The organism is Pseudomonas sp. GD03903 (assembly GCF_029840045.1).
Taxonomy (GTDB): Bacteria; Pseudomonadota; Gammaproteobacteria; order Pseudomonadales; family Pseudomonadaceae; genus Pseudomonas; species Pseudomonas pseudonitroreducens.
On the sequence record NZ_JAOCBT010000017.1, the window covers coordinates 11,356 to 28,228 of the forward strand.

Consider the following 16,873-nt stretch of genomic DNA (forward strand, 5'->3'; position numbering starts at 1 on the left):
GGCTGGAACCTGCCGCAAACAATCGGAATCGGCAGGGTGCCGGATTTACGTTCGTGGTTGGCGTGGCGCGGTTGGGGTGCGGGAGCAGGAGAGCCGCACCCCGTCCTTAAATGGGTTCCAGGAGGGGGCTAAAGTGCCTAACTCACTCCCACAGGAAGGGAGTTCTCATTTGGTGGAGGTCGCCTTCGTTTTGTTCAGATTGGTGAGGCCTGCTCGCATTGCTATTGCTGGTTAGCAACTGCCGTCTTTGTGCTGCCGCCATGCTGGGTGATGCGTGGACGGCATTTGATTCTCACTGCGCCGCGGGTGAACGAGTCATCTGAGGCCTTGCTTGACCAAACATAGGCTTCGCCTGCACCGAGGTGACTCATTTTCTCGGAAGTCAACTCTCCGAGGGCGGCATTGGCCTTCTGGATATGCTTAAGCCAGGCTGGTGAGTTGAACTTGTGCATGATGATCTGTGAGGACAGCTCAATTAGAGAAACGGGAACCGATGGCGGGTCTTGGGACGCGACCATGATGCTGGTGCCTTTATGTCGCATTTCCCGAACCACTTCAACCAATCCGGAAACTAGATCATCGTTCTCTATGTACTTGTGGGCTTCGTCAAATACCACGAGTTTGTTAAAGGCGCCTCCTTGGTAAGTGGCTTCCGAGAAAATCTGCAACATCACCACGAACAGACCGAGCGCTTCATCCTTTTCAATGTACTCGTCACGCAGATCCACAATGATCAAGCGGCCCGGACGAATCAGGTCTTGAAGCCGTTGGTTATCGTTGATGTATTCACTGGCGAACAGCAGGCGCGTCTGGGCCAGCTCTTTCAGGTGATCGGACAGGCCAGAGTTATCAATCCCTGCTCGTAGGGCGTCCAAGGTCAGGTTGTCGCGCAGTCCCCTCATGATGAGATTGATTTGGCGCATGTACATGCTCTGACTGCCAATCGCGCCCATCAGGAATTTCCAGTGGGCGGCCTTAAGCTCGGAGGCAGAGAAAGCAATCGGCTTAACCTCGATATCCGGGTACTCGGCCCGGCGATCATCCACCTTGTTCTCAGGGGTAAGAATCAGCACATCCTTCAGCGCTTCTGGGTTGGCCTTGTAACGTTCGCGAAGGACGCGAATCTCCTCATCCACCGAGTTGGCATTGATCATCGAGGTAAACTCCGGCGCATAATCCTGCGTCGGGCTGTAATGGAAGATGACCGTGGCAAGCGGGCTTGGCAGCACGTTGATATGCTGGAACGGCACGGAGGCCATCTCGATTACCGTTCCAAGGGTGTAGCTCTTGCCGCCGCCTTGAACCCCAAAGAGACTGATCGTGTGGGTGTGGTTGAGATCTAGCGCGACCTTTCTACCGGAGACCTCTCCGAGTAATCCGTACTGAGGCGAGTCGCCATTGACGCCGAGCATGATGTCATAGCAGGCCTCTGCTTGAGGCACAGGCTCGGACGCCGGGTGCCCTTCATGCTCTGGTTCAGCATGCGCTTCCGGTACGGCAGCCACGGCAGGCTGTTCGTCCTCCTTTTCGACTTCCGAAGCGATAGAAGGCGGAGGGGTTGGCTCGACAGGGCTCACCTGTTCTTCTGCCTCTTGATGAGCAGGCGCAGGTGCTCGCTCTGCGGCCGAGGGGGCTGGCGCGGTGATTGGTACCTCCGGATCATCGTCCCAGAGCTCATCCACCGTCCAGGACGTTGACCGCGCTCTCTTGGGTGCGATAAAGGCCGCTGTCTCAAGTTTTGGCACGTTCGGTATGAACTGCTCGCTAAGAAGGTGCGCGGTCGGTTGTTCCTCAATCTCGACCGAAACAGGCTTGCGGCAGTTCTCCAGTAAGGCGCGAATGAGATCCTTACCGATGCGGTGGAATTCAATGCCAACCTCGTTGTCCGGGGCCTCGGTTCCGGTCTTGTCGAAGTCGAAGATCAGGGCGCAGCGTCTGAACTGAAGCGAGTAGCCCTGCTCGATGGATTCAAGTAACCCTCGTGCTTCCTGCGCAGCAGTCGCATCAAAGATCCCGTAACGCAGTGAGCGCTCTAGATAGAAACGAAGGATCTGAGCCAACTCCCGGCTCTTGAGCAACCTATCCGGCCGGTCCGGCTTCTTCAAGGCCGGGTCAAAGTGGCGCTGGAGGATGCGCTCGCTCTGATTGATCTGGGCGGAAATCCGTTCCTTCAGTTGGTTGAAGGCCGCAAAGTCGCCAACTTGCGAATAGCATTTCACCTCGACCAGGTTGCAAGTGATCGTTCTGGTGTTCAAATCCAAGTCGAACAATCCCAAGTCGGTGCGTTGCAGGCTGATTGCATCATTGACACCGTCTGACTCACCGCTTGAGCGGTAAAGGTCCGTGTGCGCATCCAACGGCACAATGACCTGATTGCTCAATGCGCCCTGATATTCGAGGTAGAGCCGAGCCAAAGCCAGACCAAGTGCTTCCGCCTGTTGTGTGCGAGCAGAAATCAGCTTCAGGGCAAGCTGACCGGACAGCGACCGCAGATTTGCCAGGATCTGAACCGACTGCTCGCCGTCGGCGGACAAGCCATGCTCAAGCAGCACCGGCTTCAGCATCGCCTCCAGTTCATCGTTCGAGCGCGACGAGATGATCAGGTTGTGTGTCGCCTGGGAGCTGGCTCCCGGCACATAGTCAATCAGATAGTCCGGTCTGTTCTTCCGGCCGCCATGGTCGAAGAACTCAATCCCCATATTTCGGTCGATGGTGAACACCCAATCGCTGATCTGGTGAACCTCGTAGATCAGTTCTCGTTGGGCCACATCGAGGCCAAGGGTCACCACAGGCACAGCTTTGAAGCTGGCACCAGAAGCAGCAACCGCTGAGGTAGCAAAGCAGAGGTGTCGGCTCAGGGACGACAGCAAATCGAAGCACGCCGCATGGTTGTCCGCGCCGAGGGAGCGCCCGACAATCGGCCGCTTGTTCCAGAAGGTTCCCGAATCGTCATCAACGAATTCAGTGTCAAAGTCCTGTATCAGCCCGTGCAGTGGGGTCACGCCCATCGGCTTCTCTGCAATGGAAAGCTCCTCGGCGGGAAACACATCCAGAAGAACACTGATGTGGGCCGGGAACTCCTTGGAATTTGCATGGAATTCATTCAGGGGGTGCTTGGCCAAGTTCAGTTTGGAGAACAGATGGCTGCCCGTTGAGGTCGCAAATGCGTCGGCGGCCTCGTTTACCGTGGCTCCGGGACGGACCATCGACTCAAGAGCCTCGCCCAAAACAGGTGAGTCGGGATCGGTGGTAAAGAGCCGCACGTCATAGCGCAAATCGGCATGCTCGCGCTTCTGCTGGAGCGATAGCAGAGCCTCCGCAATCACCGATCCGGCCCCAGGGTTGAAGATGTTCAGTGATAACTCTCGAACATAGGGATGCTGAGAGAGATAGCGCTCGATCTTGTCCGCAATGACTTGTCCGGAAATATCTGATCCCGCCGCAGAGGGCTCGGCCAAGCCGAGCGCTGAACAGATTTCCGCCATCAGACCACGGGAATTTTCCTCGGTCGTCGGGGCGTAGAGCGCCCAGAAAGCATTCAGGTTGTCCACCGGAATGAAGATGCGGCCATCCTCGACGGGAATACCGACCGGATAGGCAGAGGGCACAAGGCCATCCAACAGCGCGGAACGGACGTGAGGAATGTGATCCTTTCCGCCTGACTTGATCTTCTCAATCCAATCCTTACCCAGGGCGACCCAACTGCTCAGCCACAAGGCACGAAGCGGATGGGTTGGGGAGACCAAAACAGCCTCCCGGTGCCTTCCACCGAAGTCGGTCAAGATGACATGAATGGAATCGACGGCCAGCGCATTTTTGAGCGCTTGCAAGTGTTGCTGACGCTCGGCACCAGAAGTCGTCTCGGCCTGACGGATGAGGTTCCTGACCAAGTCAAGGTAGCTTTCAGCATACGCGAGGCATTCCCTTTCCGAGTCGCGGAACGAAAGCCCCTGCATGATCAGCTCGGCAGTGTCTTTGCGCACTGCTGCAAAAAACTCTTCGCGGGCAGCCAAGAAGGAAGCCATCGCGGCGGAAGATGGCAGCGTGAGTCCAACCTCGGAAGGCGGCTCGGCGGTATCCAGATTGATCTGCATTCGCCAGCCTGACGGGTGCTTAGGCTCCGCCAAGACGCGCTGCTCGATGGTTTTGAGCATACGCGAAAGCGGAATCTGAACCGCGCCCTCACGACCGAATTTTGCGTGTAGGGTTTCCTGGCGAGAGGTCTTCTTGGAACGACCGCCCTCGGCCCAGGCGACACCACTGATGGCGATATCATCGGGATCGCGTTCATCGCCCAGGGCAGTCAGTTGCAGCCGGAAACGCGCATGCTCCAGGCTCTGCTCAATGGGTATGGCGCGTTGCGGTGGTTCTTCCTCGATGTTGCCACCGGGCAGGACGTAGAAAGGTTCGCTCTCGTAGGAACGTCTTGCGCCCTCGGAGGCGGAATCCGCTTCCAGCGGAATCGGATCGCCATCGGCCGTCCAAGGCATTACACGGATGAAATGCCATCCTTCCTCGAATTCGATCTTATTGAGCTTGGCCAAGTTGGTCGTGCATTGCAGACGGTTCGGCGTCCAGGCCTTGACTTTCTTAGATTTTCCAACCGGGCCGTCATTCTGCGAAATGATCTGAACCGTAAAATGATCAAGCCCGCTTACCTTGCCGGGGTGAGGGCTAACCTCGAACACCACGTTCATTTTGCGGCGGTCGTTCGGCACCAGAACCTGTTGCCCGATGAGGCCGGAGAGTTGGTCGTCGGTCTCATCCTCCTGAACGACTGGCAAGTCGGTCTCCAGTACTGTCAGCAGGACCTTGTCCAGCGAAAGCTCTTCCTGGAACGTCCATTTATCGAATGAAATGCTCCACCAGCTCTTGTCGGTCGCGATGGGCGGCGTCCAGGATTCGGGCTCCTGGACTTCGTATTTTTCAAAATAGGTGAATAGTCGCGACTCCAATGCCTTGTCGCTGAGTCCCAGATCGGCGATACGACCACGAACCGACTTGTGCGAGGCCATCAGACTGCGGACGCTGCCGAGGTTACGGCGAATCTTGCCATTGACCATGCCGGGATCGGCAAAGAGCTTGAAGTCTGGAATCAACGTCAATTCATACAGGCTGGCCCCGAGGGTTTCTCCATCAATCCCGTTTTCGAGCGCAGTGAGCAGGTACCGCACGCGGGAAACATGGTCGGCAAACAGCCACTCCTCGTCGGTGAGGATGCCCAGAAGATCGCGAGCATGGCCAACCAGCGTTGTCGGGAGCCGATCAAGCAGCGAGTCGATAAGGTCCTCGTAGATACCGGCGAAGGTCAGCTCCTCGAAGGTCGCCACACCGAAAGAGTCCTCGGCGCTGGTGCGAAGCGAAGTCGGTATGAAGACCAGCAACGGCTGACGCAGCTCGCCGTTCGCATCCGGGTTGCGCAACTCCACCAGTTTGGTGGAAGTGACTCGGAAGGGCTGGCCCTCCTGATCATGGCTGCCGAGGATAAAGATATTTCCGTCGGGTCGGGTCCGACGTAGTTCCTTGCAGACCGACTCCATTACCTCGTCATCGAGATCGGTGACCCGCATGCAGTGGCCTGGGCCACGGTCACCCAGGATCGCTTCGATACGGGGGCACAGCAGACAAGCGACCGCCGCATTCAACTTGTCCTGGGAAAGCTTGGTGAACGCATTACTCATGCGTGCCTCCCGTTTTTATCTGTTCCGTCATTTCTCTCAATCGCATAGCGGGGCGATACCTTCTGGGTCACGTAGGCATCCGACAGGTCCTCGTAGAACCCGATTTCACGCAGGCGACGCTTGAAGGCTTCGAGGTTGAGGCGCAGGGCGCGTCTGTCGAGGATGCTGCTGTTGGCCTGTGCTCCTTCCGGCAGCCGGTCGATGTGAAGGCCGTAGCGGCTTCTCAAAAAGGCCAGCAACTCTTCGATGCGAACCTCGCGGGTCACGAAACGCCCGTCATCCTGAGTGAGCACAGCCACCTGAAGGAGCACCTCAAGAAGCTTGCTTCCCAGCACAAACCGCCGAGGACTTCCCTTGGTTCGGGATTGGGCCAACAGGCCGTTCTCCTTGTTCTTCAGCAGCAGTGAGTCCAGGCACTCAGTGATGTACTGGCGGTGATACTTGCCGCGATATGCCATCAGGATTTCTATGAAGGATTCGAACTCGCCAAGGCCCATGGCGGTGACTTCCCGGATCTCCGGATCGATGTCCTCGTTTCCAGAGGTCGACTCCTCGATCAGGCTGGCCAGGCGGAACTTGAAGTAGGCTTGCCGCTCGGCGTCGTGCTCGGGCTTCAGTAGAGAAACCAGATCGCCGACGGTAAACACGCCGCCCCCTGGAGTGGTCAGCTTGCCCGTCTTCTTGCTCAGGTATTCCGCCATTTCATCGAGCTTCTTGACGATGAAATTGGCCTGCACAAAGGCAGGAATCTGGCGATAGAGCCGGTCAGTGGACTTGCGAGCCAGCTCGACCATATGCGAATTATTGACGTCCCCCATATCCACGACCAGCGCCACGGGATCAGGTGAACTCGCCAGCGCATTGTCCGAGCGCTGCTTCACCAGCTTGGGCAGTATCTGCAACAGCTTGAGGTGGTAGAGCGCCAGATGGAATGCCATCAGGGTTTTGAGGTAATCCACCAGCACCGAGCGAGGAATATAGGGCTCATAGGCCAATAGCCGCAGAATGTCGTCGGCCATGGTGTCGGCCTGATCGATCAGAAGTGGTGGAAAGCGCTCGGGCTCCTTGGAGTCCTGTGTGTCCTGAGTAACTTGAGAATCGAAGCGAAGTAGCGCTTGGGTTTCTACATCGACGACCGTGCCGGATTCATGCCTACCGGTTACATGGTCAACCCCAGGGAAAAAGAAGCGTTTTAGCGTGTCTCGGGCGGCCTGGCCCTTGCCTTTGCGGGCATAGTAGAGCATCCAATAAATCTGCTCGGCTGCCCCATAGTCACGGCAGTGCTTCGCATTTCGAAATTTGTAGGTCTCTCCATGAAGCGGGCGCGGAGAGGCGACAGCTTGATTCGACTTGCCCCGATTTACCACATCAAGAAGTTCGGTCTCTACCCACTTGTGGACAATGGAGGGATGTTCGTCAAAGCCCTCAAAATACTGCTTAACCTCTTCGGACAGCATCATTTCATCTGCAAATTCTTCTGGCTGCAAAATATTTGCGCGTGGCGGCTTGCGACTGCCATAGCCATTGAATTTGAGGCGAGGAAATAGCATGGTCAGCACACGATCCATTTCCGTGTGCTGCCAATGCAAATAACTGACCTTAGGTGTTCTGAATTCCTTGTCTCTACCCTTGATTGACATGATATTCAGCCCCCTTTTCAGAAACACCCAATGCCAATACGCCATCCTCTTTTCTGTTTATCTGGTAGAACCGGAGCCCATTTTCCGTCAGCAGAACTTCTTGATAGAGTGCAGCAGACAACAGGTTTTTGAATACCGCCAGACTTAACAGGAAACCTTCCTGCTCCTCGATGCTGGGACGGTATCCGTTGTTGAGCCGCATCAGCATTTCATAGATGTCAATATTGATGCGCAGGCTGGCCTTGTGCCCGTCGCCGGAGTCGTAAAGCAGCACCAGCGCCTGAGACAGGCATTCAAGGAAAGGATGAGCCGCATTTTCCTGCTCGGTGCGGAGCGTGAAATGGTCGCCGTCAAAGAGACGGTAACTGCGGATGGTGCCCTTATCCACCTGGCGAACACGCAGCGCCAACTGGTTGCCCAAACGCGCCGGATCGCTCAGACCTTCGCCCCGGTTGATGGCTCGAAGAATGGCGGTAACCTCATCTGCGCTTTTCGCTCCCGGCTGCTCAATGGCATCCAGGAAGGGATCGATGCTTCCATATGGCAGCATCTCCTTCCAGCCGATGTCGCGTCGCTCAAAGAAATGGCGACGGCGCATATGCGATAGATAATTGCGGTGTTTGGCGATCAGTCGAGCACGGTTCTTCGACGAGTAATCGCGAGGCAGATTGCGGAACAGCGTTGCCACAAGTTCATCGTCATACCCAGCCCGCTCCGCGAACGAGAAGCGGCTCATGGCCTTGGTCTTGGGATTGAGGAAGCCAAGCTCGCGGTCCAGGTCGGGATTGCTGACTTCGGCAACGTCAATTTCGCGCAGCAAGGCAATCAGCCGGTCATTGGATCCTTCCGCACCGCCAAGCCACGAGTTGAAGTAGAAACCGTCAAGGATGCGATTCTGGGTTTCTTCTCCGCCGTTCTGATAGAGGTGGTGAATGCCGTCGCAATCCTGGGTCCCTACCAGCATGAAGGCCAGCGCCGAACGAAGGTCGCGCATGGTGATGTGCAGTCGGCCGCGCAGGTGCGTAATGGTGTAGAGCATCTTCAGGCGCTCGATCACCTTGGGACCGGCAACCGGGTCTTGGAAGGTCCGGGCGTTGTGATAGGCGTAGCATTTGCCCTTGAGATCGCACTTGTCGCATGCCTGCCAGTATTCCTGCCGCGTCATGCGGGCGATCAGTCGCTCCAGAATCGAAGGCTGACCTTCCTCGGGTTCGGCGACCACCGAGCGCAGGTTGAGGTTGATAACCGCGATACCGCCTTCCGGAGCAGCTCCGGCCAAACCCTGCTGGATCTGCTTGGCAAGCAACGGGAACTCTTCTTCATGCTCAAGGAAGAAGTCGACGAGCCGTCCCTCGTTGATGGCGATTAGGCGGGTCTGATTCTCGGGCCAGCCGGAGGCATCCTTGCCCGCGAAGGGAGCGAAGAACTTCTGAAGCACGGCATCGTTGCGCTCGTCGCCTTCATCCTGGCTGCCGTCGTAGTTGCTTTGGTAGGTATGCCCCTTGAGCTGGAACACAGCCCCGTTCGCGCCGCGCTGTATCTGTGCGCCCTTGCTCTCGGCAAAGGCCTCGAACTGCTGGATGAAGGCCGTCTTGCCGTCGCCGGCGTTACCGCTGATGATGACCAAACGGAACTCGCCCTTGAGCAGCGCGGGCTTGAGCTTTTCGTCCAGATAAGTCGACACGTAGGTGGCCTTGCCAACTTCGTCGAGGCCACGGGTGCCTGCGTTGGACACCTGGCTCTGGCTATAGAGCGTCAGCAGGTGGGTGACAAAGGGGTTGGTGTTGGGCTTGGTCGGCTCGAAACCCAGCTTGGACACCACCTTGGGTCCGGCACCAATCTCGCCGGTCGTCAGCACCGAGCGCAGGCGCTTGACTTCGGCCAGGGCAATCAAGAACTCCTCCGCCGACGCAAAACGATCCTTGCGCTCCGGCGCGATCATTTTCGCCAGCACATTGACCAGCGACGAGCTGAGGTCGGCGCAGCCTTTGAACTGCTTGGGGTCCCTGGGCTGAGTCTTGATCGGCGGCGTGGGATCGTCGAATGGATACTTGCCGGTCAGGCACTCATAGAAGGAGATACCCAAGGCATAGAGGTCACGATCCATTCGATCCGAAGCATCCGGCTCGGAGGAGTAGTCGTAATCCGGCGGCAGGTAACGGCGCGTGCCGCCACCTCCTTGAACCTCATCGTTCTCGGAGACCGCGACGTTGAAATCGATGATGCGGACGCCTTTGTCCGTCCAAAGCAGATTGGAGGGCTTGACGTCCTGATGGTAAACGCCGTGCTTGTGGAGATGGGCCAGCCCCTCGGCGGCCTCGCGCACGATGCGCACGGTATCATCCAGCGACAACGCCTCGGCATCGATCAGATCGGAAACATCCAAACCTTCCACATACTCAAAGACAATGTAAGGCGTCTGCTTAGCATCGGCCATGCGATCCGCCCAGATCACCTTCACCACATGCGGATGTTCGGGGAGATTGGTCAGGGTCTTGTACTCACGGCGCAGCCGTTCGTACACGCTGCGGCGGTCCTTGGTCACCAGTTTGATGACGCGGACCACATCGCCCAGGGAATCGAACACCTTGTAGGCGACGCCGAAGCCGCCGCTGCCCAACTTCTTCTGAATGCGGAAGCGATCCGCCAGGATGAAATCCTGCGGCAAGTTCATCAGGTTATCTGGGAGCTGTGGCACAACCACGGCCGGGCCGCTCACATCCGGGCCTGAGTCGTTCTTGGCCTCTGGCAGAATCAGATCATCCAGGGCCTTGCGAGCGATGGCTGCGCTCGTGTGCCGTTCCTCTGGGTCAAACTCGCAGAATTTCTGCAACCACTCGTCGATCCCCTTGGGCAGGTCCGGCTTGTGCTCCGAGGGCTTGATGGGGAACTTGCCGTCGGCCTCCATCATCTGGTCGACGCTTTCAAAGGGCAGCTCGCCGGTCAGCAGTTCAAAAAAGATCAGCCCGGCGGCATAGAGGTCGGAGGCAATGCTGGCCTGGGTCGGGTCCTTGAAGCACTCCGGAGCCTGGTAGGCAGCATCCAGCTCATCCACCACCTGATCGGCGATGGTAGAGGTGCGGTTCTTGCCCACCCTGGCGAAATCGAAATCGGTTATCCGGGCCTGGCCGCCCTTGGTCAGTAGAATGGCGTCCGGGGTCAGGTTGCGGTGGATCACCTCATGCCGGTGCGCATGGTCCAGGGCCGACAGCACGTCGCGCATCACTTGGAGCTTCTGATCGAAGGTCAGCGCCATCGAGACCTTGTTGATGTGCAGGCGCAGTGCCTGGCCAGGCAGATCCTCTGTGACCAGCACCACCTTGTCTTCATCGTCGGAGACGAACAGATCCTTCACCGCCAGCACATTGGCGTGGGTCGGCATGTGCGCCACGGCGCGATAGGCGTTGCTGATCTTCTTGAACTCTTCCTTGCGGGCGGCCTCGTCCTGGTACGGGTCGGCCTGGTAGACCCGCAGGCGTGCCATGCCGCCGCTCTTGCCCAACAGGTTGTGTTTGGCGCGGTACTCGGTATAGCGGTCGGTGCCGCCGAGCTTCTCTTCCACTTGCCAGTCGCGGAACACCAGCGCCGCGCTCTTGGGCTTGGCGTTGCCGGTGATCGCCTTGGCGATCTGGGAGTGGAAGCGGGTGATGTTATCCAGCCGGTTGTCAGGAATGCGGCTCGCGTCGCGGAAGTATTTCAGGCAGTGCTTGAAGTCGGTCACGTCCGGGCTGTCGATGCCCGCCTGATCGAACACGGTGGCGTCATCGGCAGTAAGCAACACGGCGGCATGGACATGAGCCTTGCGCAGCTCGATCTGTCCGGGATTGCTATCGCGGATGAAGCTGGCCATCACCTTCGCGTGGTGACGAAGCTTCGCGAGGGGCGAGTGAAACGGTTGCCGCCCCTGCGGATACCACTTGGAGCCATACACATCGATGTTGCCCCGCGTCCCTTTGACATCCACCAGATACACCGCGTGAGGCGCGAGGATGGCGATGTCGATCTCGAATACCTCCTGGCCTTGGCGCATCTCGAAGTTGTGGAAGATCAACCAACCATCGGGCAGATGATCCCGAAGGAAGCCGATGGCCTGGCGTTCAGATTCGTTCGCGGGCTGCCCGATGGGTATGACTTTTGCCATTAGCGAGCCCCCTCCTCAATGGTGCGCTCGACGAGGGAACGGGCTTCGTCTTCGAACCTTATGGCCTCATCGCGGGCCTCATAAGCCTCCATGACCAAGTCATGGCACTTCTTGCGGACCGCCTGTTCTGGGTAAGGGATCGGTAAAGACGGCAAAACTGCATAGTGAAAATCTTGGAGTTTGCTTCCTGTCGAGGCGGAGCGAAGCATACGGAATGCCGTTTCTGAACGCATAAATGCAAACAGCGCCCCCCGTTCGATCTGCGACTCGTCGGCAATGACTCGTAGGAAGTGCTCCGAATAGGCCCTCTCCAGCGTACTTCCAGTTATAAACTCGGCACGGCAGAATAGCTCTCCCTCACCAAGCGTTCCTTGAGCGGCCACCAGAATCGTTCCATCGGAAACGAGAACTTCCTCGCGAACGGATGCTTTAGAAATCCAGCGACCTTCTGGTCGCAGCCAAAAAATTTGTTTCTGGCCAACCAGTTGATACGAGTGTTCTGGAGCTGCATCAATTCGCTTGAATATATTGCCCCGGCGCAATGTTCCTTCAAGGCATAATTCGCCAAGCAACTTATGCTGTCCTTCTTTAATTTGCGAGCAAAGCCGCTCGAATCGAGGATTAAAGTTTAAAGCCCGCAAAGACTTCGAACTTACAGGGGTGGCAAATCCAAGATCGCTACCCCACGAGTGCCACTCCGTTGGATTAATATCTGAAAGCCCAACAGAATCAAAATAGAGTTCCGTAGCTTCGTTAAGCTTTGCTTGACTGTTACTAAGAAGGCTTCCAGAGCGCTGGATTAACCGGTCTGCAACAGACTCTACTTCTCCTAATCGTGGCACAGGCAAGTTGCTGACATGGTGTGGTTCTATACTTTGAATTATCGAGCCGTAAGTGCCAGAGACAACAAGAGGAATTCCAAAGCGAGATGACAGATAAGCAAAGATGTAGCCTTCTGGCACTTTATTCGCGTCGGGAACTATCCGCATTACGTGCTCAGAGCAGGCCATGCCATCCATGCTCTCGCGAGCAAACGCCATCCTCCCTGTCGTACCTGAACGAGTAATCAGCGTCCAGCCTTTCCGTATGGTGAACTGTGGGTTTCTGTTTACCTGCTTCTTGGAAAGCAGGGGTTGGTACGTGAGGTCGAAAGCCAAAATATCTGTGCTTCCCATAAAGGGAACACCATGCTGAGCATCCAGAACATACTGTCTGCCCTCTCTGCCTGCATGAAATATGTCTTTTGTAAGGCTCTCAAGTGGTTCTACGCTGAACTGCCTCATTAGTTCGGCAGCTTCTATAGCGCCAGACATATAAGGCCCGCAGTCCAAGCGACGGCCATTGTGCTCCAGCCAAGAACTTGGCACAGCTTTTACCTGGAATTTTCTGCTCATAACGTCACCTCGCCGGTTGCGCGGAATTCCTTGTATTTCTCTGCCACCAGCGGCAGCTCGTCATGAACGCGGCGGTTGCGACGTGTGGTCCGGCGGATTTCTACTTCACCACCTTCTCGAACCCGCTCGATCACTTCCTCATCGAAAACCAGTTCCTCTCCATCGGGGGCTCGCTGGAACAGGAGATTGCCCCGGGCGTCGACACCAGCCCGGTCCACCACGGCCATGAAGACCTTGTATTCCGGGTGTTCGGTATTGATGAGCTCTTCCTGGCTGCGGCGGCGCAGTACCAGGAGACTGGGCAAGGCGGGCGTCAGGCCATATTCCTTCACCGTGACCTTGAACGGCTCCACCGGCAGGTCAACCGAGGCCAGGACCTCGCAGTGGCGCAGAATCCACCAGCGCACGTGCTCATCGCCCGGATTGCCCAGCAAACCATCGGGCAACAGGATGCCCACGCGGCCGGTGCCAGGCTTCACCCATTGCAGGGCGCGTTCGATAAATAGCACCTCGGGCGGCACACCGCCGATGTTTAGATTGCCGGTGTTGCGGAATCCACCTTCTTCGTCGCGCTCCCAGTTGTTGCCCAGGTCGTAGCGCTCCAGGATGGAGGTGTCGCTGACCGTGTCTTGTGTCGAGAACCAGGGGTTGAGCAGAACCATATCCATGCTGCCTAGCGGCATGGCCGGGCGAGCGGCCTCAATGCCATCCAGATCGCCGTCCGGGAAGGTGCGAGCATCGATGCGGAACACACGACCGGGATTGCCGGTGGTGAACAGCAGGTTCATGCGGCTGGCCACGGCCAGGAAGGGATCAATGTCGCAGCCGAGGGCATTGCTGGCCGCCCAGGCGGCGGTTTCGTTTTGCGCCTGGCGGATCTGTTCGTTGGTGGCCTCTTCAGGCGTCGTGCCCACGGCCGCCAGCTTTTTCCTGAAGATGTGCGCAGCGGTCATGGCCAGGAAGGTGCCGGTGCCGCTGGAGCAGTCCATGATGCGTTCGCCGGGTTGCGGGTCGAGCATCTCCACCGCCATTTCGGCCACGTTGAGCGGCGTAGGGTAGCGGCCCTCGCGGCCGTCCATCACGCTGCGGGCAACCGCACGGAAGGCCTCGGTACGGTAACGTGGCTGGGTTTCGCTCAGTGAGTAACGGGCCAGCTCCATGACCACGCGGGCGGTCTCGTGGGGTTCCAGCGTCAGATCCCAGCCACGGGTCAGCAGGTTCGGTTGCCAGGCCTTGGCGGCGGCAATGGATTCGGTGATGCGCTGGGCAATGGCCTGTTGGCCCGCCTCGGTGAAAGGCTCGTCACCCCTGATCCAGAACTTGCGCTCACCGGTGGGCAGGGTCTCGTCATGGATCTTGGCCAGCATCAGCACGGCCAACTGCTTGAAGGAATCCTTGTGATCGAGACCAAGATTCCGGTTCAGATATTGACGGCAGCGCATCAGGGCGTCTTCCAGATCTTCCGCTTCGGCGCTGACCTGAATGACACCGCCGGTGCGATCGAGATCGGAGGTGCGTTCGCCCGGAACCGGCCAGACACCCAGCGGTTTGGGCCGGACTTCAAATCGGGTGCGCTCGACCTGGAACAGGAACTCTTCTTGACCGTTGGTCCACATGCCCAGCGTCGCGCCCGGGATCAGTTCCAGCAGCTCCTTGAGCTCGCGCAGGTCGGCGTCGGCCTCGGCAATGGAGCGGAGCTTGTCTCGCTTTTTCTGATTTTTGCAGACGATGATCCGCTGCAGGTTGTCGTTATTGTGCTCGGCATCGGGGCGGAAAATCGCGATGTCGATGCGCTTGCGCCCCTGGCCGGGGATCTGCGGGTTGTAGTTGACCTCCAGATCGTTTCGGTCAAAGCCATAGCTCTCGATGAGCTGGCGCAGAACTTTCTGCACCAGCAGCTTCTTGGCCGAGGCGCTTTCCTTGTTGCCGGTCAGGATGTCGATGAAAAAGTTATCCGGGCCGCTCTCTTCGGCAGCATCCTGCGGGGTCTCGATGATGTCGTCTTGATCGCTCACCCGTTCTGCTCCTTGAGAAATTCGCGGTACTTCTCAGCGATGACCGGCAGATCGTTGTCCTCGATCTTTTCACTGCGGGTCAGGGTCCGTTCCACGAAGCGCCCGCCGATACGGATGCGCTCGATATGCTGCTTGGGCTCGACAATCTCTTCGCCGTCCGGGGTGCGCTTGTAGAGTTTGTTACCACGGCGGTCGAAGCCAACCTTGTCGGCAACGGCCATGAAGACTGGGTATTCCTCGGCACGACCTAGGGCCTCGCGATGCTTCTCCTGGTCGTCCTTGCGGCGCAGGAACAGCAAGCTGGTGAGGATGTTGACGTTGGCTTCGGCAATGAAGGCTTCTACCGGCAGGTCGACGGAAGCAAGCACCTGCGTTTCGCGCATGATCCACCAGCGGATGTATTCCGCGGCCGGATTGCCGAGAACTCCGTCGGGAAGAACGATGCCCATGCGGCCGGTTCCCGGCTTGAGCCACTTGATGCAGCGCTCGATAAAGAGAATTTCGGGGGCAACGCTGCCCTTGAGGACGCCGGTGTTGCGGAACCCGCCTTCGCCGTCCGGCTCCCAGCCATGAGCCAGCTCGTACTGCTCCAGAATGTGCTTGTCCGTAATCGGGATGTCGGAGCCGAAGGGAGGGTTGGTGGCGATGATATCCACCGACGCCAGCGGGATCTCCTTCTTGACGCTGGGCAGGTCGGCTAGATGCCCCAGCGGAAACTCCAATGAGTTGATGTTGTAGATATGTCCACGGCCATCGCCCGCCAGCACCATGTTCATCTGAGCGGCGCGGATCAGGAACGGGTCGAAGTCGGTGCCGAAGACATTGGCGGCGGCATACTCTTTCAGCCGTTCGTGGATGTTCAGGAACTCGGTGGTGTTCTCGTTTCCGGCCTGGATGTTTTGCTCTTCGCGGAACTTCTTCAGCATGTGCCCCAGGGTCGCGACCAAGAAGCCGCCCGTGCCACAGGCCGGGTCCAGCAGAGTCTCGGTCTCTTTGGGGTCGAGCATCTCAATGACCAGCTTCACGACGCCTCTAGGAGTGAAATACTGGCCCCGGTCGCCACGCAGGTTAACGCCAACCAGCTCCTGGTAGGCCACGCCCTTGGCATCGACGTCAGTTCGGGTGAAGTCGTACTTGGCCAGTTCCGAAACGATAAAGGCCAGCGCCCGGTCGGAGAGAGTGATCTCCTCGTTGCCTCGGAAAATATTCTTGTACTGCTTCTTGACCTCGGTGAAGAGCTCCTCGATCCGGACGCGGATGGCTTTGCGCCCTTGTGGCTCGAACTGCTCCTTGGGTCCAGCCCAGAAACGGCGCTGCCAGGCCTGCCGCTGCTTGGCACGCAGGTTCTCGTCGTGCATCTTGCAGAATATTAGGTACAGGAATTGCCAGAAGGCGGCGTCCTTGGGCATGCCCTCGTTGCCATGAATGAAGTTGTGGCAACGCCGGAAGGTGATCTTCAGCATCTCGTTGTCGGCGACACGGGTATGGGCATCGGAGATGACCTCCTTAGTGCCGACCGACTCTTCGGCCATCGGCCAGTCGCCGATGGGGTTGCACTTGGTTTCGAAGCGCTTTTGCTCTTTCTCGACAAAGAAGAACTCCAGGCCGTTGGTCCACAAGCCGTACTGAACGGCATCGACCTCGCGCATGATGGTTTCGATCTCTTCGAGGTCTTTGGCGGCCTGCTCGTAATCGCGGATGCGCATGGCATTTTTGCCGACGTTCGGTTCTTGGCGGCAAATCACTGCGCGGCTGAGATTCTCAATTGTGTGGTCCTTGCCGTGGTGGAAGATGGCCACATCCACCTTCTTGCGCCCGCCAATGGAGAAATCCAGCTCCATGTCTTCCGGAGAGAATCCGTATTCATGGATCAGGGCACGAACTACCCGCTGCCGAACGAGCTCTTTCTTCGTTTCCTTGATCTGTCTGCCGGAAACGTAATCGAGCGTGTATCCAGCTGGGATGGTGTTCTCGGCCTGCTTGTTCTTCTTTCTGCTCATAT

At 57.7% G+C, this 16,873-nt stretch carries 6 protein-coding genes; all 6 read right to left on the reverse strand.

What is annotated here, in order from left to right:
• Positions 1-221: 221 nt before the first annotated feature.
• Genes N5C91_RS22835 through N5C91_RS22860 form a run of 6 tightly spaced genes read right to left on the reverse strand, consistent with a single transcriptional unit; the run spans position 222 to position 16,871 of the window.
• A complete protein-coding gene (locus N5C91_RS22835; protein WP_279832169.1) occupies positions 222-5,681 on the reverse strand; it encodes a hypothetical protein in 5,460 nt (1,819 codons plus the stop codon).
• Positions 5,678-7,321 carry a hypothetical protein gene (locus N5C91_RS22840; RefSeq protein ID WP_279832171.1) on the reverse strand — a complete coding sequence of 548 codons (1,644 nt, stop codon included), beginning with the start codon at positions 7,319-7,321 and terminating at the stop codon, positions 5,678-5,680. Before N5C91_RS22840 ends, N5C91_RS22835 begins: the two co-directional genes overlap by 4 nt.
• Positions 7,305-11,462, reverse strand: a complete 4,158-nt coding sequence (locus N5C91_RS22845) for a protein kinase (RefSeq protein ID WP_279832174.1) — start codon at positions 11,460-11,462, stop codon at positions 7,305-7,307. The genes N5C91_RS22840 and N5C91_RS22845 overlap by 17 nt, the downstream gene beginning before the upstream one ends.
• Positions 11,462-12,856, reverse strand: coding sequence for a hypothetical protein (locus N5C91_RS22850; RefSeq protein WP_081770069.1), 1,395 nt, complete (start codon positions 12,854-12,856; stop codon positions 11,462-11,464). Before N5C91_RS22850 ends, N5C91_RS22845 begins: the two co-directional genes overlap by 1 nt.
• Positions 12,853-14,871: an N-6 DNA methylase gene (locus tag N5C91_RS22855; protein ID WP_279832175.1), complete on the reverse strand. Its 2,019-nt coding sequence runs from the start codon at positions 14,869-14,871 to the stop codon at positions 12,853-12,855. Before N5C91_RS22855 ends, N5C91_RS22850 begins: the two co-directional genes overlap by 4 nt.
• The gene (locus tag N5C91_RS22860) at positions 14,868-16,871 is read right to left on the reverse strand and encodes an N-6 DNA methylase (protein ID WP_024889607.1); all 2,004 of its coding nucleotides are present in this window, start codon (positions 16,869-16,871) and stop codon (positions 14,868-14,870) included. Before N5C91_RS22860 ends, N5C91_RS22855 begins: the two co-directional genes overlap by 4 nt.
• Between the last annotated feature and the right edge of the window lie 2 nt (positions 16,872-16,873).